Annotated in this window: 19 protein-coding genes; 15 read left to right on the top strand and 4 right to left on the bottom strand. The window is 68.7% G+C overall.

Going from position 1 to position 19,022, the window contains the following annotated elements; translation table 11 throughout:
* Nucleotides 1–267 precede the first annotated feature (267 nt).
* Entirely contained in the window at nt 268–678 is a 411-nt protein-coding gene (locus tag NAM01S_RS00975) for an Rv3143 family two-component system response regulator (RefSeq protein ID WP_097243679.1), read from the bottom strand.
* A 136-nt stretch (nt 679–814) separates the two neighbouring features.
* On the opposite strand from NAM01S_RS00975, the gene NAM01S_RS00970 reads away from it, so the two are divergent.
* From NAM01S_RS00970 to NAM01S_RS00950, 5 genes are all read left to right on the top strand, one after another.
* On the top strand, nt 815–2,356 hold the full coding sequence (locus NAM01S_RS00970; protein ID WP_067778084.1) for a hypothetical protein: 1,542 nt from the start codon (nt 815–817) through the stop codon (nt 2,354–2,356).
* Nucleotides 2,357–2,359: 3 nt separating this feature from the next.
* The gene (locus NAM01S_RS00965) at nt 2,360–2,803 is read left to right on the top strand and encodes a hypothetical protein (protein ID WP_067778083.1); all 444 of its coding nucleotides are present in this window, start codon (nt 2,360–2,362) and stop codon (nt 2,801–2,803) included.
* Nucleotides 2,804–2,855: 52 nt separating this feature from the next.
* A complete protein-coding gene (locus tag NAM01S_RS00960) occupies nt 2,856–4,217 on the top strand; it encodes an FHA domain-containing protein (RefSeq protein ID WP_067778082.1) in 1,362 nt (453 codons plus the stop codon).
* Between the two features lie 91 nt (nt 4,218–4,308).
* Nucleotides 4,309–5,499, top strand: a complete 1,191-nt coding sequence (locus tag NAM01S_RS00955) for an NAD(P)/FAD-dependent oxidoreductase (RefSeq protein WP_067778081.1) — start codon at nt 4,309–4,311, stop codon at nt 5,497–5,499.
* 10 nt (nt 5,500–5,509) lie between these two features.
* Nucleotides 5,510–6,451: a sigma-70 family RNA polymerase sigma factor gene (locus NAM01S_RS00950; RefSeq protein ID WP_067778080.1), complete on the top strand. Its 942-nt coding sequence runs from the start codon at nt 5,510–5,512 to the stop codon at nt 6,449–6,451.
* A 13-nt stretch (nt 6,452–6,464) separates the two neighbouring features.
* Here the strand turns inward: NAM01S_RS00950 and NAM01S_RS00945 are convergent, their stop codons facing one another.
* Nucleotides 6,465–7,352 carry a LysR family transcriptional regulator gene (locus NAM01S_RS00945; protein ID WP_253798093.1) on the bottom strand — a complete coding sequence of 296 codons (888 nt, stop codon included), beginning with the start codon at nt 7,350–7,352 and terminating at the stop codon, nt 6,465–6,467.
* A gap of 120 nt (nt 7,353–7,472) precedes the next feature.
* Here NAM01S_RS00945 and NAM01S_RS00940 point away from each other — a divergent pair, with 120 nt between their 5' ends.
* From NAM01S_RS00940 to NAM01S_RS00920, 5 genes are read left to right on the top strand one after another with little or no spacing between them, the layout of a single operon-like run.
* On the top strand, nt 7,473–8,915 hold the full coding sequence (locus NAM01S_RS00940) for a form I ribulose bisphosphate carboxylase large subunit (RefSeq protein WP_067778078.1): 1,443 nt from the start codon (nt 7,473–7,475) through the stop codon (nt 8,913–8,915).
* Between the two features lie 11 nt (nt 8,916–8,926).
* A complete protein-coding gene (locus NAM01S_RS00935) occupies nt 8,927–9,349 on the top strand; it encodes a ribulose bisphosphate carboxylase small subunit (RefSeq protein WP_067778077.1) in 423 nt (140 codons plus the stop codon).
* A complete protein-coding gene (locus NAM01S_RS00930; RefSeq protein ID WP_084482241.1) occupies nt 9,339–10,394 on the top strand; it encodes an AAA family ATPase in 1,056 nt (351 codons plus the stop codon). The genes NAM01S_RS00935 and NAM01S_RS00930 overlap by 11 nt, the downstream gene beginning before the upstream one ends.
* Before the next feature lie 14 nt (nt 10,395–10,408).
* Entirely contained in the window at nt 10,409–11,500 is a 1,092-nt protein-coding gene (locus NAM01S_RS00925; RefSeq protein WP_067778076.1) for a class 1 fructose-bisphosphatase, read from the top strand.
* 13 nt (nt 11,501–11,513) lie between these two features.
* A complete protein-coding gene (locus NAM01S_RS00920) occupies nt 11,514–12,392 on the top strand; it encodes a phosphoribulokinase (protein ID WP_067778075.1) in 879 nt (292 codons plus the stop codon).
* A 1-nt stretch (nt 12,393) separates the two neighbouring features.
* On the opposite strand, the gene dinB is transcribed toward NAM01S_RS00920, so the two are convergent.
* Complete coding sequence (gene dinB / locus NAM01S_RS00915) at nt 12,394–13,656, bottom strand: DNA polymerase IV (RefSeq protein WP_084482239.1); 1,263 nt, start codon at nt 13,654–13,656, stop codon at nt 12,394–12,396.
* A 117-nt stretch (nt 13,657–13,773) separates the two neighbouring features.
* On the opposite strand from dinB, the gene NAM01S_RS00910 reads away from it, so the two are divergent.
* The 3 genes from NAM01S_RS00910 (at nt 13,774) to NAM01S_RS00900 (ending at nt 16,283) form a co-directional block, all read left to right on the top strand.
* Nucleotides 13,774–14,154 (top strand): BlaI/MecI/CopY family transcriptional regulator, encoded by a 381-nt coding sequence (locus NAM01S_RS00910; RefSeq protein ID WP_255284281.1) that lies wholly within the window; start codon nt 13,774–13,776, stop codon nt 14,152–14,154.
* Complete coding sequence (locus tag NAM01S_RS00905) at nt 14,151–15,098, top strand: M56 family metallopeptidase (RefSeq protein WP_067778074.1); 948 nt, start codon at nt 14,151–14,153, stop codon at nt 15,096–15,098. The genes NAM01S_RS00910 and NAM01S_RS00905 overlap by 4 nt, the downstream gene beginning before the upstream one ends.
* A 78-nt stretch (nt 15,099–15,176) precedes the next feature.
* Nucleotides 15,177–16,283 (top strand): winged helix DNA-binding domain-containing protein, encoded by a 1,107-nt coding sequence (locus NAM01S_RS00900; RefSeq protein WP_067778325.1) that lies wholly within the window; start codon nt 15,177–15,179, stop codon nt 16,281–16,283.
* A 91-nt stretch (nt 16,284–16,374) separates the two neighbouring features.
* Here NAM01S_RS00900 and NAM01S_RS00895 read toward each other — a convergent pair whose 3' ends face one another.
* Entirely contained in the window at nt 16,375–17,118 is a 744-nt protein-coding gene (locus NAM01S_RS00895; protein ID WP_067778073.1) for a TetR/AcrR family transcriptional regulator, read from the bottom strand.
* Nucleotides 17,119–17,211: 93 nt separating this feature from the next.
* On the opposite strand from NAM01S_RS00895, the gene NAM01S_RS00890 reads away from it, so the two are divergent.
* Together NAM01S_RS00890 and NAM01S_RS00885 are read left to right on the top strand one after the other, a co-directional pair.
* Complete coding sequence (locus NAM01S_RS00890) at nt 17,212–18,171, top strand: ATP-binding cassette domain-containing protein (RefSeq protein ID WP_067778072.1); 960 nt, start codon at nt 17,212–17,214, stop codon at nt 18,169–18,171.
* Nucleotides 18,171–18,989, top strand: a complete 819-nt coding sequence (locus NAM01S_RS00885) for an ABC transporter permease (protein ID WP_067778071.1) — start codon at nt 18,171–18,173, stop codon at nt 18,987–18,989. The genes NAM01S_RS00890 and NAM01S_RS00885 overlap by 1 nt, the downstream gene beginning before the upstream one ends.
* Nucleotides 18,990–19,022: the final 33 nt, after the last annotated feature.

Below are 19,022 nucleotides of genomic sequence, written 5' to 3'. Positions count from 1 at the left end.
GCGATTTATGACTGATGTGGGGTAATCGCCACCGTCCGTCACGTGACGAACCGGCATGTCGTTCGGGCTGCGACAACGGCGTGAAGCTACTGCCGAGTATCTTTGCTACCGATGAGTTGCCCACGATGATCACCCAGTCGTACGGGCCGGTATTGCGCTGCGGCGCGCGCGGAGAGCTATTCGTGACGATTGCTCATCGGTCGCTGGCGAACGCGGATCGACTTCGTGACGCGACCGGACCGTCCAATGATGACGATTAGCTATGAATCAGGCGGCGGTGCGATCGTGCAGCAGCGCGACGACGGCCTCGGTCAGCCGGATCGGATCGATCGGGTGCGCGACGGCGGCTTCGGCCCGCGACCAGGTCGCCAGCCAGGCGTCGTCCGGCCTGCCGGTGAGAACCAGAATCGGTGGGCACTGGTCGATTTCGTCCTTGAGCTGCTTGGCGATGCCGAGTCCGCCCGCGGGCGTCGATTCCCCGTCCAGGATGGCGAGATCGATGCCGCCCTCGTCCATCCGCTCGATGACCACCGGCGCGGTGGCCACCTCGAGGTAGTCGAGTTCGGGTAGCTCGGGGTGCGGGTTTCTGCCCAGCGCCAGCATCACCTGGCGCCGGGTATCGGCGTCGTTGCTGTAGACCAGCACCCGCAGCGGGGTGGAACGAGTCGAGTCGGCCACGCAGGGATGGTACGTCCGCTGCGGTCGGTGGCGTGGCAGGTTGGCGCAGATCGGTGCGCGTTTCGTCGCGCGCGGGTCGCGTGAGTACAAGGTGATCACAAGCGCCCCATAAGAATTAGCCGGTACTATCCGGCGAATGCGGGGAGATCTCACGCCGGTCCTCGTCGACACCGACGTATGGACCGACGACATGCTCGACAGGGCCGGGATACCGGTCATCGATATACCGTTCGTGACGATCGGCAGCGGAATCGGGTCGTTCGCCGCCTTCGACACGCTCCGGATCTACGGAGTGCCCGCGCGTTCGATGGCGGTGCTCGGCCCGCAGGACGTGCCGTGGTCCGGCTACGAATATCTGACAAGGGTGTCGCAGATTCCGCGCGGCGAGCGGTTGCGCAGCGATTCCGGCAGCACCCCCGAGAACATCTGGGGCTTCCCGTCGTACGCGGTGCGCGAGGCGATTGCCGACAAGTCGCTGGCGCCGCTGTGGAATGTGCTCACCGAGCCGATTCTCACCAATTACTACACGCCCCGCGCCGGTCAGGCGTTCGCCGCGATGGAGCGTGAGTACCACCGCGTCGACTACGCGGGCTCGCTCTACAAAGGGCAGGTCCGGATGGTGCGCCGGCGCCACGGCGGCGGCTATTACACGATCCTGACACCACCCGACGGCGCGACGCCGACCAAGCGCATTGTCTTCCGCAGCAGCTACGTCCACGTGGCCGTCGGCTATCCGGGGCTGCGATTGCTGCCCGACCTGCAGGCCTATCGCGAGCGCTTCCGCGACCCCACCCGCGTCGTGAACGCGTACGAACCGCACGAACATGTCTATCAGGCGTTGCAGCGAAGACCTGGGACGGTCATGATCCGCGGCGCGGGGATCGTGGCGAGCCGGGTGTTGCAGCGTTTGATCGACGATCGCGACAAGCATCGGCTCAACACCCAGATCCTGCATCTGTTTCGCACGTACGTCGCCGGTCCGCACGGACCGAGTGTGTTCATGCGCCGCAAAGGCTCCGATGGCTGGGCCTATCAAGGCTTCAACTGGCCCAAGGGCGCCTGGGGCGGCCAGTTGAAGGCGAAGCTGCGCGGGCTCGAGGGGGAGCAGCGCGCCGCGCTGTACAAGACGCTCGGCGGCACCAACACTCCGGTGCGCAAGAGCTGGCAGGAGCAGTTGAAGCGCGGCCGCGCCCAGGGCTGGTACCAGGTGATGGCGGGCACCGCACGTGACCTGCGTCCCGCCGACGGCAGGCCCGGTGTGGTGACGACCATCGATCCGGATCCGCAGGCGCCGTTGCCTTTTCCGCCGCCCACCCAACCGTTCGACACGCACGCCGACTACATCATCGACTGCACCGGCCTCGAGGCCGACATCCGCGAACACCGGTTGCTTGCCGATCTGCTCGACCACACCGGCGCGGGACGCAACCCGGTCGGCCGGCTCGACGTGGACCGCACCTTCGAACTGATCGGCACCCGCAGCGGCACGGGACGCATGTACGCCGCGGGCAGCGCGACGCTCGGCGGCTACTACGCGGGCGTCGACTCGTTCCTCGGGCTCCAGTACGCCGCATTGGAAATGGCCGACGACCTCGCCGCGCTCGGCTTCTGCCGACGCCTTGGCCCGCTGCGCTCGGCGCGGCAGTGGTGGCTGTGGGTCAACGACAAGAAGATCTGAGCGATGACTCCCACTCTGAACGGGCGAATCCAGACCCGTGTTCTCGTGCTCGGCGCGCTCGGTCTGCTGGTCGCGTTGTTCATCACGCCGCTGCTGCCGACGGGTTCGCTCTCGCTCGGCCAGTCCTATCGGGTGACGCTGTCGGTGCTGCTCGCGGTGATTCTGGTCGGCGTGCTCTGGGAGCTGCTGTACCACTTTCTGCAGCAATTCCGATGGGAGAAGGACTGGCCGACGCTGTTCGGTTTGCTGACGATGGTGAACGAGGGGCTGCTGATGTGGCTGCTGCTGCGTACCACCACCATCGTGCTGCCCGAGCAGCTGCGGCCCTCGGCGGCGGCGTTCCTGATCCACTTCGTGGTCACCTGGATCGTGTTCTGGCTCTTCGTGAACGGGCCGATCCGGCTGTTCTTCCACCGCTGGCGGTACAACGGAGGCAGGTTCCTGTGAGCGGGGCGGTGCGCCGTCCGCGCCGGGGCGGGCGCCGCGAAGGAGGACGGCGGTGACGGATCCGCGGGTCGAGGTGCTGCCGGGCACGCACCTGGTGGCGTGCCACGGCGGGGTGGTCCTCGTGGTGGCCAACCGGGACGACGAGACGGCGACCGAGGACACCGCCGCGGGCGCCGCCCTGCTCGCGCTGCGCGACCTGGTGGACGAGGCGGCGGCCAAGGAACAGAAGCGCACCGGGCGCATGTTCGCACGGCTTGCCACGACCTGGCTGATGGGTCTCGACGACGAGGACGCCGTCGAGTTCGGTGTGCTCACACCGTCCGCTGGCGGACTCGCGGTGTTCCTGCACGGCCGGGTCAGCGCGGTGCTGGCCGGTGCGGACCGCTCCGAGGTACTGCGCGGCAGCGACGCCGGTTTCACCGTGGACCGGGTGGTGATCCCGGCACCCGCGATCGGCGCCGGGCTGTTCGTGGACGAGGCGGATCAGGAGTTCGAGCTGCCGGGGATTCGCGGCGTGTGCACGTTGGCAGACGGTGCCGTTCCCGGGTCGGGCGCGGTGCTCTGGTACGGGCGGCCGGTGCCGAAAGTGGCCGTGGTGAAGGGTGATACGCCTGCGGCGCGAGGCGGGCACGACCGACGGCAGACCGGGAATCGTCCGGTTGCCGCGCAGCCGACCGCGGAGATCGACCTCCAGGAGACGTTGGCGCCGAGCGCGCCGGTCGACGACGAGACCGCGGTTCCGCGGCCGTTCAGCCCGGAACCGGATCGACGAGCGTCCGAACCTGTCGACGGTGGATACGGACGCGCGAGTTCGCGGCGCGACACCGGACCGGAGCACACGCCCGGCCGTCCTCCCTCGCGCCCGATCGACAGTGAACGTGCGGCATCCGGGCCGGGCCGCGCGTCCGAACCGGCGGTGCCGGGTGGTGCGGGCCCGCGGCGGGCGATCGTCAAGGGCTACAAGTGCGCGCGTCAGCACCACAACGATCCGCGGGTGTCGTTCTGCGCGGTCTGCGGCATCCGCATGGACCAGCTCACCTGCGTCCTCACCGACGGCGAGCGCCCGCCGCTCGGCCTGCTGCTGCTCGACGACGGCACCTCCTACATCCTCGACGCCGACTGCGTACTCGGCCGCGAACCCGACCATTCGGAGGCGGCGCGGCGCGGCGCCCGGCCGATCCGCGTGGACGACGCTTCCGGCGGCATGTCCCGCACCCACGCCGAGATCCGTCTGAAGGATTGGGATGTCACCGTCGTCGACAGCGGCTCGGCCAACGGCACCCACATCCGCCAACCGGGTCACCAAGACTGGACCCGCGCTCTCCCCGGCCACCCGGTGATCCTGCAACCCGGCGCGCAAATCCTCCTCGGCGGCCGCACCGCCACCTTCGACTCCCAGCACGGTCAGCTGTAAAGCAACGGGTGATCCACGTCACCGTTCGCTGCTGTCAGGAATTCGGCGGCTGTCTCGTTCAGAGAACACGCGAACCAGACAGGAGCGAACCATGAAGCACCGCATTGTCGTTCTCGGGGCCGGATACGCCGGAGCCTTCTCCGCCGGATACCTGGCCCGTCAACTGCACTCCGACGACTTCGAGATCACCGTGGTCAACGCCGAACCCGATTTCGTCGAGCGGCTGCGCAACCATCAGCTCGCCGCCGGTCAGGAGCTGCGTCATCGGCCGCTGGCGGAGGTGTTCGCGGGCACCGGCATCCGGCTGCGGGTGGCGCGGGTGACCGACGTCGACGTCGAGCATCGGACTGTCACGGTCTCCGATGGTGCGGGTATCGACCGCCTCGGATACGACACCCTCCTCTACACGCTCGGCAGCACCGCTGCCGACCACGGTGTTCCCGGCGTCGACGAGTACGCCTTCCATGTGGCCACGCGGCCGGCCGCGCTGCGCCTGCGCGCACGCCTGGATGAGCTGGGCGAGGGCGGGCACGTGCTGGTGGTCGGCGGCAATCTGACCGCGATCGAAGCCGCCACCGAGATCGCCGAATCCCGTCCCGGTCTTCGGGTCGGCCTCGTCACCCGCGGCGAGCTGGGCGGCTGGCTGGGTCCGAAGGCCCGTCGCCATCTGCTGCGTGCCTTCGATCGGTTCGGTATCACGGTCCACGAGCACACCGCTGTCGAGCGCGTCGAGGCGAGTGCGGCGATCTCGGCCGATGGCACCGTTTTCGCCGCCGACGCGACGGTGTGGGCCGCGGGCTTCGCCGTCCACCCGATCGCCGCCGCCAGCGGCCTCGCTGTGCAGCCCAACGGCCAGATCACCGTCGACCGGCAGATGCGGTCGGTCTCGCACCCGGATGTCTATGTCGCCGGTGACAGCGTCTTTGTCATCGGCGAGAACGGACTGCCGTTGCCGATGTCGTGCGCTTCGGCGGGATTCACCAGCCAGCAGGCGACGGCCGCGATCATCGGCGACCGGACCGGGCGCAAGATCAAGGCGACCTCGCTGGCGTACGTCGGCAACCACATCAGCCTCGGTCGCAAGGACGCGATCTTCCAGCTGGTCGACGGTGACGCGCGGGCGAAATCGGGGGCGCTGTGTGGCCGGACGGCGGCGCGCGTCAAGTCGGCGATCCTCACCACCGCCGCCTGGACACTGAGTCACCCGACCTTCGGAAGGCCGGGGCACCGGTACCGCTTGGCCACCACCCGAGAGCCCTCGTTCGATGTGGTCGCCGCCTAGAGTCGGATTCATGGACACTGCCACCGTTGCGCGTTTCGAGGCCAGCCGGAATCGGCTGGCCTCGCTCGCCTACCGTCTGCTCGGCTCGGCCGCCGATGCCGAGGACACGGTGCAGGACGCGTTCCTGCGGTGGCAGGCCGCCGACCGGGAGTACGTCGAGGTGCCGGAGGCGTGGCTGACCAAGATCGTCACCAACCTGGCGCTCGACCGCCTCCGTTCGGCGAAGGTGCGGCGCGAACGCGCGGTCGGCACCTGGATGCCCGAACCGCTCCTCGACGGCGACCCGATGCTCGGCCCGGCCGACACCGTCGAGCAGCGCGAATCGGTGACCCTGGCGGTGCTGACGCTCATGGAGCGTCTGTCGCCGGTCGAACGGGCCGTCTACGTGCTGCGCGAGGCCTTCGCGTACAGCCACGGCGAGATAGCCGAGATTCTCGGCATCACCGAGTCGGGGAGTCAGCAACACGCCCACCGAGCCCGGCGTCGAATCGCCGCCGCCCGCAACGGAACCGACATCGACCGTGCCTCCGCGCGCCGAATCGTCGAGGCGTTCGTCGATGCCGCTTCCTCGGGTAGGACCGAACGGCTGGTCGCGCTGCTGACCGACGACGCGACCGGCATCTCCGACGGCGCCGGGCTCGGGCTCGCCGGGAAGCTGATCCAGTACTCGACCCCGGAGCGGATCGCCGCCGCGATGCGAGCCGGCTTCAAACCGACTCCGGCCAAACGCAGACTCGCCGGTGGCTCGCCCTCGATCCATGCCGCCGTGGTCAACGGCTGCCCGGCCATGCTCGCCACGCTCGACGACCGCGTCCTCGGCGTCGTAGTCCTGGAGATCCGCGACGACAAGATCGCGGGACTGCGCGGCATCGCCGCGCAGGATCGACTCGGTCGCATCGGCGAGGAATGGCGGCGGCAGGAACACGATGTCCCGCTGATCGAATCGTGGTGAACCGGCTGTCCGGCTACGAGAACGTCGTCGGCGTGTGAAAGGCGTCTTCGCCCACCTCGGCGGGGTCCATGATGTGGGTGAGGAACAGGCGCGTGGTGGGGGTGGGGGTGCGGGTGGTGATGGCGTGCCAGGCGCGGTCCAGGGGTGTGCCGTCCACCGGGAGGACGCGCAGCGCTCCGGTTTCGACGTGGTGTTCGACCGCGTCGTTGTGAATCAGGGTGACGCCCAAGCCTTCTCGGGCTGCCGCGAGCACCGCGCCGTGCGAGCCGAGGGTGAGGGTGGGCGGCGAGATCTGGAGTTGGTCGAGCAGTGCGAGGGTGGCGTCGCGGGTGCCGGAGCCGCGCCCGCGCAGTAGCCAGGTCGAGCGCAATGGGTCGCGGCAGCGGTCGGGTGCGCCGACGACGACGAGCTGGCTGGCGCGCCGGGCGCGGGTGACCAGGCCCGCGTCGCGCGGCGGGCGACCCGCGATGACGAGATCCGTTTCGTGGTGCAGCAATTCGACGAACAGCACGTCGCGCGGATGGATGGACAGACTCAGCTCGATATCCGGATAGCGGTTGCGGAACTTGGCCAGCGGGCGCAGCAGCACGGACTCGCCCGCGGTGGCCACCACGCCGATGCGCAAGCGTCCGATCTCGGCCTGCCGCACGGCGGCTTGGGCCTCTTTCATCAGTCCGAGGATGCCGCGGCAGTATTCGGCGTAGACGCGCCCCGCCTCGGTGAGCGCGATGCCGCGCCCCGCCTTCGCTATGAGCTTGGCGCCCAACTGTTTCTCGATGTGAGCCACCGCGGCCGATACCGCCGCCTCGGTGACGTGCAGCTGGGTCGCCGCGCGCCGGATGCTGCCCTGGCGGGCGACGATCAGGAATGTTTCCATCCGCGCCGCACTCACCATACCCATCTACCGACGGTAGCAAACCCAAAGAAAAGGTTGAGGATTACCAGAAACATTCAAATTGTTTGTGGTCGGTGGCCCCGTCATCCTGGAATTCGCAACGCCCACAACGCTCCAGGAGGAACGATGGCCGAAGAGATCGAACGGGATCGGTGGGATCCGGGCGTTCAGTCCTACGCGTCGATGGGGTATTACGCCCCGGACTATCAACCGTCGGACACCGATGTGCTCGCTGTCTTCCGGGTGACACCGCAGCGTGGCGTGGATCCGATCGAGGCGGCGGCCGCGGTGGCGGGCGAATCGTCCACGGCCACTTGGACTGTGGTGTGGACCGACCGGCTCACGGCGCACACGAAGTATCAGGCGAAGTGCTACCGGATCGACGAGGTTCCCGGCAGGCAGGGGGAGTACTTCGCCTACATCGCCTACGACATCGATTTGTTCGAGGAGGGTTCGATCACGAATCTGACGTCCTCGGTCATCGGCAATGTGTTCGGATTCAAGCCGCTGCTCGCACTGCGCCTGGAGGACATGCGCATTCCGGTCGCGTATGTCAAGACCTTCCAGGGCCCGCCGCACGGCACGGTGATGGAGCGCGAATATCTCAACAAATACGGAAGGCCGTTGCTCGGTGCGACGGTGAAGCCGAAATTGGGGCTCTCCGCGCGCAATTACGGCCGGGTGGTCTACGAGGCGTGCAGGGGCGGGCTGGATTTCACCAAGGACGACGAGAACATCAACTCCCAGCCGTTCATGCGCTGGCGCGATCGGTATCTGTTCGCCATGGAGGGCGTGAACCGCGCCATGTGCGAGACCGGCGAGATCAAGGGCCACTACCTCAACGTCACCGCGGCAACCATGGAGCAGATGTACGAACGCGCGGAGTTCGCCAAGGAACTCGGCAGCGTGGTCATCATGATGGACCTGACCGTCGGCTACACCGCGATGCAGTCCATGTCGCACTGGGCGCGGCGCAACGGGGTGCTGCTGCACCTGCACCGGGCGGGCCACGCCACCTTCACCCGCCAGAAGACGCACGGCGTCAGCTTCCGCGTGCTTGCCAAGTGGTGCAGGCTCATCGGCGTCGATCATCTGCACGCTGGCACCGTGGTCGGCAAGCTGGAGGGCGACCCGGCGACGACCAAGGGGTTCTACGACACGTTGCGGGAGAACCACATTCGCACCGAGCCGCGCAACGGCATCTTCTTCGATCAGGAGTGGGCCAGCCTGCCCGGTGTGATGCCGGTGGCCTCCGGTGGTATTCACGCCGGCCAGATGCATCAGCTGCTCGACCTGTTCGGTGACGACGTGATCTTGCAGTTCGGCGGCGGCACCATCGGCCATCCGCTGGGCATCGCGGCGGGCGCCGAGGCCAACCGGGTGGCGCTGGAAGCGGTGGTCAAGGCGCGCAACGAGGGCCGCGATCTGCTCGAGGAAGGACCGGACGTGCTGCGCAAGGCGGCCGAGATCTGCCGACCGCTCGACGTCGCGCTGGCGACCTGGGGCGATGTCACCTTCGACTACACCTCCACCGACGCACCCGACGCGGTGCCGACGGCCAGCGTTTGAAAGGCGTTCGCATGTATCTGCGTCACGGAACCTTCTCGTATCTGCCCGATTTCACCGACGCCGAGATCGCGGCCCAAGTGCGCTACGCGCTGCTCAACGGGTGGCCGGTGTCGATCGAGTACACCGACGACTCGCACCCGCGCAACGCGTACTGGGAGATGTGGGGTCTGCCGCTGTTCGATCTCGACGAGCCCGACGGCGTGCTCGCCGAGATCGACGCGTGCCGGGCGACCTTCCCTCGGCACTACATTCGGGTGCTCGCCTACAACGCGAGCTACACCAAGCAGACCACGGCGCTGAGCTTCCTGGTGCAGCGTCCGGCGGACGAGCCGGGCTTCACCCTGACCCGCACCGAGGGTCCCGACCGCGTGCAGACCTACGGCCTGCACGCCTACGCCGCCGATCGCCCACGGGGACAGCGGTATGCCGGCTGATCGGAACGGCTCCGGTTTCCGCCTGCACCGGCCGGGTGTCGACGACCCCCGGCCGGTCGCGTCCGTGCCCGAGCCGGAGGCGCCCGTCCTCGGGCCGGACGCGACGCTGGATCTGTCGACCGATATCGCGGGCAACGATGTCGAGGGCACGCTGAGCAGGCTGGACGCCGAACTGGTCGGCCTGGCCAATGTGAAGTTGCGGGTGCGCGAGATCGCCGCGCTGCTGCTGATCGACCGGGCGCGGCAGCGGTTCGGTCTGGACGCCTCGCGGCCCACCATGCACATGAGCTTCACCGGCGGCCCCGGCACCGGCAAGACGACGGTGGCGCTGCGCATGGCCGAGATGCTGCATGCGCTCGGCTACATTCGAAAGCCCAAGGTGCACACCGTGACCCGCGACGATCTGGTGGGTCAGTTCATCGGGCACACCGCGCCCAAGACCAAGGAGGCGCTGGCCAAGGCGGCGGGCGGAGTGCTGTTCATCGACGAGGCCTACTACCTGTTCCGGCCGGAGAACGAGCGCGACTACGGGCAGGAGGTCATCGAGATCCTGCTCCAGGAGATGGAGAGCGAACGCGGCAGCCTGGTGGTGATCTTCGCGGGCTATCCGGATCGGATGGAGCGGTTCTTCTCCGCCAATCCGGGTCTGTCGTCGCGGGTCGCGCATCACCTCGAGTTCGTCGACTACACCCACGCCGAGCTGGTGGCCATCGCCGAGCTGATGGTGGCGCGGGAGAACTTCCGTTTCGATCCGGCTGCCGCGGCGGCGTTCGCGGAGTATCTGGAGCTGCGGATGCCCCGCCCGCGCTTCTCGAACGCACGCAGCGTGCGCAACGCGCTGGACCGGTGCCGGCTGCGCCAGGCCAAGCGCCTTGTGGAGCTGCGGCGACCGCTGACGAGGAACGATCTGATCACGCTGACCGACCGGGATGTCTACGGCAGCAGCGTGTTCACCGACAGCGGTGCGCGCGACGGGGCAGCGGAGCGCCGCGCGTCGAGCACCACCGAGCAGCCGGACGGGCCGACCGCGAGGGCCCCCGCATGACCGATTGAGACGCGATGCCAGAAGGACTGAAGACCCTCACCCGCTACACGATCGAGGAGGAACACCGGCACCCCGGTTCGTCCGGTGAGTTCTCCGCCCTGGTGAACGTGGTCGCGACCGCGACGAAGATCATCGCCAACCAGGTGACCCGTGGCGCGATCGTGGGGTCGCTCGGCGCCTCCGAACCGGACAACCTCCCGCCCACCGTGCACCGCAAGCTCGATGCCATCACCAACGACATCATGGTCGCGGAAACCCAATGGACCGGCCATCTTTCGGCGCTGCTCTCCGAGCAGATGCCGCAGATCCATCCGGTGCCGGACACGCACCGGCGCGGGAAGTACCTGCTGGCGTTCGATCCGCTGGACGGTTCCAGCAATATCGACGTGAACCTGCCCGTCGGCACGATCTTCAGCGTGCTGCGCGCGCCGGAGCGGGTGTGGGGGCGGCAAGGCGGCGAGCCGACGGCGGCGGACTTCCTCCAAGCCGGCGCCGAGCAGGTGTGCGCGGGCTTCACGCTCTACGGTCCCGCCACCATGCTGGTGCTGACCACCGGCCGCGGCGTGGACGGGTTCACCCTGGACCGCGAGATCGGCGCGTTCGTGCTCACCCACCCGCGCATGCGAATCCCCGAGGACACCGCGGGTTTCGCCATCAACGCCGCGAACGAGCGGTTCTGGGAACGCCCCGTGCGACGCTACGTGCACGAATGCCTGGACGGGGTCGACGGGCCGCGCGGGCGCGACTTCAACATGCGCTGGGTGGCCTCGCTGGTGGCCGACACCTTTCACATCCTCACTCGCGGCGGGGTCTACCTGTACCCGCACGACACCCGCCCGCCCGCACGGCCAGGGCGGGTCGCCTTGCTGTACGGGGCGAGTCCGATCGCGTTCATCGTCGAGCAGGCCGGCGGCGCGGCGACCACCGGCGTGGAGCGGGTGCTCCAGGTGACCCCCGACGACGTGCACCAGCGGGTGCCGTTGATCTTCGGTTCCCGCAACGAGGTCGAGCGCATCGAGCGATACCACCGCGAGCCGGACGAAGGGCCAAGCTTCGACAGCTCGCTGTTCGGCAACCGGTCGCTGTTCCGTTCGGCCGGTCGCTAAGTCAGGAGGGGCCATGTCGGTCAAACATCCCGTGGTCGCGATCACCGGTTCGTCCGGTGCGGGCACGACCAGCGTCACCAGGACCTTTCAGGAGATCTTCCGCCGCGAGGGGATCAACGCGGCGATCGTGGAGGGCGATTCCTTCCACCGCTTCGACCGCAACGAGATGAAGCTGGCGATGGCCGAGGCCGAGCAGAACCGCAATGTGCGGTTCTCGCATTTCGGCGAGGAAGCGAATCTGCTGAAGGAGCTCGAGTCGCTGTTCCGCGACTACGGCGAGACCGGCGTCGGGACCGTGCGCCGTTACCTGCACGACGATGCCGAGGCCAAGCCGTACGGTCAGCCGCCTGGCACCTTCACCCCGTGGGAAGAACTCGCTCCCGGCAGCGATCTGCTGTTCTACGAGGGTCTGCACGGCGCCGCGGTCACCTCGACGGTGGACGTCGCGCAGTACACCGACCTGCTGGTCGGGGTGGTGCCGATCATCAATCTGGAGTGGATCCAAAAGGTCATTCGCGACAAGACCCTGCGCGGCTACTCCAGCGAGGCCGTGATCGACACCATCCTGCGTCGCATGCCGGACTACGTGACCTACATCTGCCCGCAGTTCTCCCGCACCTACGTCAACTTTCAGCGGGTGCCCACCGTGGACACCTCGAATCCGTTCACCGCCCGCACCATTCCGACCGCCGACGAGAGCTTCGTGGTGATCCGTTTCGCCGATCCGAAGGTCATCGATTTTCCGTATCTCCTGTCGATGCTGCACGATTCGTTCATGTCGCGGCCGAACTGCATCGTGGTGCCCGGCGGGAAGATGGAGTTGGCGATGCAGCTGATCTTCACGCCGTTGATCCTGCGGTTGATGGACAAGCGGCCCAAGCGAAGTCGCTGATTCAATCCGGTAGCAGCGGCACCGAAAGGCCCTCGCCGCGGTTGATCAGCGCCGCGCGGGTGACGGCGGCCGAGCCGAAGCGGGAACGCAGATCGTCCAGGGTGGCGTCGAGGGTGTTGGTGGCGCGTGCCTCCAGCGGCAGGGTGAGCTGGACCGCGTCCGCGTCGTCGAGGTTGGTCAGCGCGAGGCCGATCAGGGTGAGCCCGCGCTCCTCGATCATCGGCATCGCGTCGGCGAGCAGCCCCCGCGCGGTGCGTAGCAGGGTGTCGGTGTGGTCGGTGGCCTCGGGCAGCGTGCGGGATCGGGTGGCGCGGCTGAAATCGTCGAAACGCATGCGCAGCACGACCGTTCGGCAGACCCGGTCGGCGGTGCGCAGCCTGCGGCCGAGGCGGTCGGTGAGCCCGTGCAGGTAGGCCTCGATCTCGTCGGCGGGGCGGGCGCGGCGGCCGAGGGCGCGTTGCGCGCCGATGGAGCGACGGCGGCGACCGGTCTCCACCCGGCGCGGATCCCTGGCCATCGACAGCGCGTACAAGTGGCGGGCGGCCGCGGGACCGAGGAAGCCGCGCAGCGCGTTCTCGCCGAGATCGGCCAGCTGCCCGATCCTGGTGACGCCGTGCTCGTGCAGCGTGCGGGCGGTGACATCGCCGACGCCCCACAGCCTTTCGACCGGAAGCGGATGCAGGAAGTCGAGCTCGGCCGACGGCGGCACCAGGCGCAGTCCGTCGGGCTTGGCGACCGCGCTGGCGACCTTGGCGAGGAACTTCGTGCGCGCGATGCCGACCGAGATCGGCAGACCCACTTCGTCGCGCACTCGCGCCCGCAACCGCTGGGCGATGTCGAGCGGCTGGCCCGCGATCCGGCGTAACCCGCCGACGTCGAGGAACGCCTCGTCGATCGAGATGCCTTCGACCACCGGCGTGGTGTCGCGGAAGACCTCGAACACCGCCTTGCTCGCCTCGGAATAGGCGCTCATGCGCGGGGGCACCACGATCGCGTTCGGGCACAGCCGCCGCGCTTGGGCGCCGTTCATCGGGGTGCGCACGCCGAACGCCTTGGCCTCGTAGGACGCCGCGAGGACGACACCGCCGCCCACGATCACCGGCTTGCCGCGCAATCGTGGATCGTCGCGCTGTTCGACCGAGGCGTAGAAGGAGTCCAGGTCGGCGTGCAGGATCGAGGCCTCGGCCCGCGCCTCGATGCGCGGGCGTTCCCGGCCGCGCGGTGGCGCGACGACGGGGGAGGCGCGGCGATCGGACACGAACATATGTTCGCATACGCGGCGACGATCCGCATCGATCTACGGTTCGACTCCGTAGACAAGGCCGATTCTCGGTACTCTTTGCGCGACAGTAGATCGGACGACGATGAGGGAGTCGGTACGGTGCGCGGATTCGGAGACCTGGAGGCGGTGATCATGGACCGCATCTGGGACAGAGACGCGGAGTTCACGACGGTACGGGAGATTTTCGAGGAACTCTCCGCCGAGCGCGGCATCGCGTACACCACGGTGATGTCCACCATGGACAACCTGCACCGCAAAGGATGGCTGGCGCGGGAGCGGGCGGGCAAGGCCTACCGGTACTGGCCGACGCTGACCCGCGAGGAGCACAGTGCCCGGCTGATGCTCGAGGCGCTCGGCTCCGGCGGTCGCTCCGATCTGGTGCTCAGCCATTTCGTGGACCGGATCAGCGCCGAGGAGTCGGCGGGTCTGCGTGCGGCGCTGCGACGACTGACCACGCGCAGAACCCCCGAGGCCCCGTGAACGTCGCGCTGTGCCTGATGGCCTACGGCAGCACCGTCGCGGTCTTCGGACCGCCGGTGCTGCACCGGCTCACCCGCCGCGGCGTCGCGCCGCGGCTGGGGGTGCTGGCCTGGCTGGTCGCCATCGCCGGTGCGCTCGGCGCCTGGGTGCTCGCGGCCGGCCTGCTGGTCGTCGAGTTCGCCACCTATTGGCGGCATCCGAGCGAGGCGCTGCGCGCCTGCTATTCGGTGCTGTCCTTCCCGCTGCACATGCACGGCTGGGCCGCCCAGCTCGCCACCTATTCGTTGGCGGCGGTGCTCGCCTCCGGTGTCGCCGCGGTGTCGTTGCAGGCCGCGCGGGTCGCGCTGCGGCTGCGACGCCGTACGTTCGCGCACGGGCGCGCCGTGCGGATGGTCGGCCGTGAGTTGCCCGGTGTCGGTGCGGTCGTGCTGGATTCGCCGGAGCCGCAAGCCTATTGCGTCGCGGGCCGGCCCGAGACCATCGTCGTCACCAGCGCCGCGCTCGACGCGCTGACCCGCGACCAGCTGGCCGCGGTGCTCGCCCACGAACACGCCCACCTGCGCGGCCGCCACGCCGCGCTCACCGCCACGCTGCGCGCGATGGCGACCACCCTGCCCGGACTGCGGCTGCTCACCGAGGGCAGCGTGGAGATCGGCAGGCTGCTCGAGATGTGCGCCGACGATCGCGCGGCCCGCGTCCACGGCCGCGAACCCCTGCTCGGCGGGCTGCTCGCCCTCGTCGGCGCGGGCGCCCCGATACCGGTGGGCGCGCTCGGCGCGGCGGGAACCGCGGTGTTGGCCCGCGCCGAACGACTCGTCGACCCGGTGCGCGGCGTGCACCGCGCGACCAACCGCACCGCGCTGCTCGGCGTCATCGCGGCCACCGTCATCGGGCTGTTCGAGATCGCCGTCGGAATCCTGTTCTGCAGCACGATGATCAACTGACCGAGTCCGCACGTGGCGCGCTTGTCGGAGCCCCGGTGTAGCGTGCGGCACGATCATCGGCTGACACAGGAGGATCGGGTGCGCGTCACCTGGGATCAGGTTTTCGCCTGGCGGCTCGCCCGCCACCATGTCGCGCGGCCCACCGCGGCGTCCGTGCCCGAGCTCGTCGGTCGCCTGTGCGGCGTACAAGCGCAGGTCACCTCCGCGGCGGAAACGGCGGTCGCGCTGCGCAGCGCCGAGCCCGAGGACGGGGCGGTGGTGGCCGCGCTGGCGAACGGCTCGCTGATCAAGACCTGGGCCATGCGCGGCACCCTGCACGCCATGACGCCCGCGGGCGCCGCCGCCGTGCTTCCGCTCATCGCGTCCGCCCGCACCTGGGAGAAGCCTTCGTGGCAGCGCACTTTCGGTGCGACGCCCGCGGAGGTCGCCGCGCTGACCGAGGCGGTGGGCGGGATTCTGGCCGACGCCGAACTCACCCGCGAAGAGCTGGTCGAGGCGCTGCTCGCCGACCGGGCCTTCCACAAGCTGGGGGAGGAGCTGCGCTCGGGCTGGGGCGCGCTGCTCAAGCCGCTGGCCTGGCAAGGCGCGCTCTGTCACGGACCTGCGCGCGGCAACAAAGTCACCTTCACCAGTCCGGCGCGACTCGTCGCGGACTGGCCGGGGCTCGCCGAGCCCGAGGTCGCCGCGCCCGCCGCGATCACCGCCTACCTCGGCGCCTACGGCCCCGCCGCACCGGAGACCTTCGACGCCTGGCTCAGTCGCAACAGCCTCCGCAAGACCACCGTGCGAGGCTGGTTCGCCGAGCTGGGCGACGCGCTGACGAAGGTGGAGGTCGAGGGCCGAACGGGCTACATCCGCACCGAACACGCCGACGAACTCGCCGCGACCGAGCCAACCCCGTCGGTGCATCTGCTCGGCCCCTTCGACCAGTACGTCCTCGGCCCGGGCACCGGAGACACCGAACTGCTGCCGACGGCGCATCGGTCACTCGTGAGCAAGACCGCGGGCTGGATCGCCCCAATCGTCGTGGTGGACGGCCGAATCGCGGGCACCTGGGAACTCGACGGAACCGAAATCCGCATCAGCATGTTCGACAGCGCACCGCTCCCGAAGAACCTCGACGAGGCCGCCGACCGCGTTTCCCGCGCGGCCGGTCTGGACGCGGTAACAGTGCGGGCTGTCTGAGAGCAGGCAGCCACACGGTCAGTCGTCGCTAGGACCCGCTCGGGTTCCCTGGTCGGTTCGCCCCGGGCGAACCGAAACCGCCGACGACCGCCTACCCGCGCTTGGCGACGAAGACTTCCAATCCGTCGAGGATGCGCTCGAGGCCGAAGTCGAAGTGGTCGAAGGAGGAGTCGAAGGCCGATTCGGAGAGTGACGCCATGACGGGGTAGTTACCGGTGGCCATGGCCTTTTCGAGAGCGGGGGATTGGGCTTCCCAGAACTCGGCGTCGGTCATGCCCGTGGTGCGTTCGGCCTCCTCCGCGAACATCTGGGTGCGGGCGACGCCCCAGACGTAGCCGGAGATCATCACCAGGACCGAGATCAGTTCGGGATCGGAAAGGCCCATCGGCTTGATCCCGCCGACGAGGTGTTCCATGCCCGCCAGGGCGCCGGGGCCGAGGACCGGTCGAGTCTGGTTGACCTGGATCAGCCAGGGATGACGGCGGTACATCTCGAGCATCTCGTACGCGTACTCCCGCAGCATCGCGCGCCAGCCGTCCGGCGGGGCCGCGGTCTCCTGCGGTTGCTGCACCCGGTCGAGCATCAGGTCGAGCAGTTCGGCCTTGCCGGGCAGGTACCGGTACAGCGACATCGTTCCGGTGCCCAATTCGGTGGCGACCCGCCGCATGGTGACCGCGGCCAAGCCTTCCGCATCGGCCACGCGAATCGCGGCCTCGACGATTCGATCCAGTGTCAGCGTGGGTTTGGGCCCGCGACTCGGCCGGTGGCCGGTGTCCCAGAGCAGGTCGAGTGTGCGCGCGAGGTCGCCGCTGCCGCTGGTCTCGGTGGTCGTCATGACTTCAGATTAAACGCTTGGCGCAGAACTGGGTACGTTGTACTCTAATTCGGGTACAACGTACCCAGTTAAGGGTTCGACAGGGAGGATGCGGTGAACGACTACGCGGTGCGGGCCGAGGGCTTGCGCAAGAGGTACGGGGACAAGAACGCGCTCGACGGCTTCGAGCTCACCGTGCGACGCGGCACGGTGCACGGCCTGCTCGGCCCGAACGGTGCGGGCAAGACGACCGCCGTGCGCATCTTGTCCACCCTGATCCGGCTCGACGACGGCCACGCGACGGTGGCCGGACTCGACGTCGTGCGGCAACCAAGGGAGGTCAGGGCGCGCATCGGGCTGACGGGCCAGTACGCCGCCGTCGACGAGGTGCTCACCGGACGACAGAACCTCGAGATGTTCGGCAGGCTGTTCCATCTCGGCGGGCGCAGGGCCAAGCAGCGGGCCGACGAACTGCTCGAGCGCTTCGATCTCGTCGACGCCGCCGACCGCGGCGTCGGCAAGTACAGCGGCGGCATGCGCCGCAGGCTCGATCTGGCCGCCTCGATGATCCTGGCCCCGGACGTGCTGTTCCTGGACGAGCCGACCACCGGACTGGATCCGCGCAGCCGTGGGGAGGTGTGGGAGTCGGTGCGCGCGTTGGTCGCCGACGGCACCACCGTGCTGCTCACCACGCAGTACCTCGAGGAAGCCGACCGGCTCGCCTCCCGGATCACGGTCATCGATCAGGGTCGCGCGATCGCCGACGACACCCCGGACGGCCTGAAGAACACCGTCGGCGGCGACCTGATCGAGGTGGTCGCCACGGAGGCGGCCGATCTGCCGCTGGTTGCCAAGGTGCTCGCCAGGGTCTGCACCGGCGAGCCCGACACCGACGACGCCGAGCGCCGGGTGTACGCGCCGGTGACCGACCGCGTCGCCGCGCTCACCGACGTGGCGCGCACCCTGCAGGACGAGGGCATCGCGGTCGAGGACATCGGCCTGCGTCGGCCGAGCCTCGACGACGTGTTCCTGCAGCTGACCGGACACCGCACGACCGCAGAGGAGGCCGCCTGATGACCACGATCGATCTGGTGCAGACCCGCTCCCGCGCCTACTGGGCGCTCGCCGACTGCTGGAATGTGGTGCGGCGCGGGCTGACTCACTATCAGCGTCAGCCGGTGAACATCGCATGGCAGCTCGGTTTCCCTATCCTGTCGGTGCTGCTCTACGGCTACGTCTTCGGCAGCGCCATGACGGTGCCCGGCGGCGGCGACTACCGAGACTTCCTGATGCCTGGCATGTTCGCGATGACGATGGCGTTCGGCTTCATCAACACCGCGACACTCGTCGTCTACGACGCCACCAATGGCGTCATCGACCGATTCCGCTCCATGCCGATGTCGCCTTCGGCGGTGGTCTCGGGACGCGGCGTCACCGATCTGATCGTGGCCTGCGCCGAGCTGACCATCCTGATGATCACCGCCTATGCGATCGGCTGGCGGCCGGACGGCGGAATCCTCGGCGCGGCGGCCTCGTTCGCGCTGCTGCTGTGGCTGCGGTTCGCCCTGATCTGGCTCGGCGTCTGGCTCGGGCTGATCGTGCCGAACCCGGAGGCGGCGGGCGGGCTGTTCGCCGTCGCGTTCCCGCTGACGATGATCTCCAGCATCTTCGTCGCCCCGCAGCTGATGCCGAACTGGCTCGGGCACATCGCGGCGTGGAATCCGATCTCCTCGACCGTGGCCGCCACCCGCGAACTGTTCGGAACGCCGGTGGGCAGCGGTGATTCGTGGATCGAACAGCACGCGGTGCTGATGGCGGTGGTGTGGCCGGTGGTGCTGACGGCGATCTTCCTGCCGCTCGCGGTGCGCCGCTTCCAGCGACTGAGCCGCTGACGAAAACGTTCGCTGCCCGGCATTTCGGCGTGC

The organism is Nocardia amikacinitolerans NBRC 108937 (genome assembly GCF_001612615.1).
GTDB lineage: Bacteria > Actinomycetota > Actinomycetes > Mycobacteriales > Mycobacteriaceae > Nocardia > Nocardia amikacinitolerans.
This window is presented reverse-complemented; position numbering and strand designations above follow the sequence as displayed.

Coding starts and splice junctions, on each gene's coding strand:
- NAM01S_RS00970 (WP_067778084.1), top strand. CDS start 815: ATGCGGGGAGATCTCACGCCGGTCCTCGTCGACACCGACGTATGGACC.
- NAM01S_RS00965 (WP_067778083.1), top strand. CDS start 2,360: ATGACTCCCACTCTGAACGGGCGAATCCAGACCCGTGTTCTCGTGCTC.
- NAM01S_RS00955 (WP_067778081.1), top strand. CDS start 4,309: ATGAAGCACCGCATTGTCGTTCTCGGGGCCGGATACGCCGGAGCCTTC.
- NAM01S_RS00950 (WP_067778080.1), top strand. CDS start 5,510: ATGGACACTGCCACCGTTGCGCGTTTCGAGGCCAGCCGGAATCGGCTG.
- NAM01S_RS00945 (WP_253798093.1), bottom strand. CDS start 7,352: ATGGGTATGGTGAGTGCGGCGCGGATGGAAACATTCCTGATCGTCGCC.
- NAM01S_RS00940 (WP_067778078.1), top strand. CDS start 7,473: ATGGCCGAAGAGATCGAACGGGATCGGTGGGATCCGGGCGTTCAGTCC.
- NAM01S_RS00935 (WP_067778077.1), top strand. CDS start 8,927: ATGTATCTGCGTCACGGAACCTTCTCGTATCTGCCCGATTTCACCGAC.
- NAM01S_RS00930 (WP_084482241.1), top strand. CDS start 9,339: ATGCCGGCTGATCGGAACGGCTCCGGTTTCCGCCTGCACCGGCCGGGT.
- NAM01S_RS00925 (WP_067778076.1), top strand. CDS start 10,409: ATGCCAGAAGGACTGAAGACCCTCACCCGCTACACGATCGAGGAGGAA.
- NAM01S_RS00920 (WP_067778075.1), top strand. CDS start 11,514: ATGTCGGTCAAACATCCCGTGGTCGCGATCACCGGTTCGTCCGGTGCG.
- dinB (WP_084482239.1), bottom strand. CDS start 13,656: ATGTTCGTGTCCGATCGCCGCGCCTCCCCCGTCGTCGCGCCACCGCGC.
- NAM01S_RS00895 (WP_067778073.1), bottom strand. CDS start 17,118: ATGACGACCACCGAGACCAGCGGCAGCGGCGACCTCGCGCGCACACTC.
- NAM01S_RS00885 (WP_067778071.1), top strand. CDS start 18,171: ATGACCACGATCGATCTGGTGCAGACCCGCTCCCGCGCCTACTGGGCG.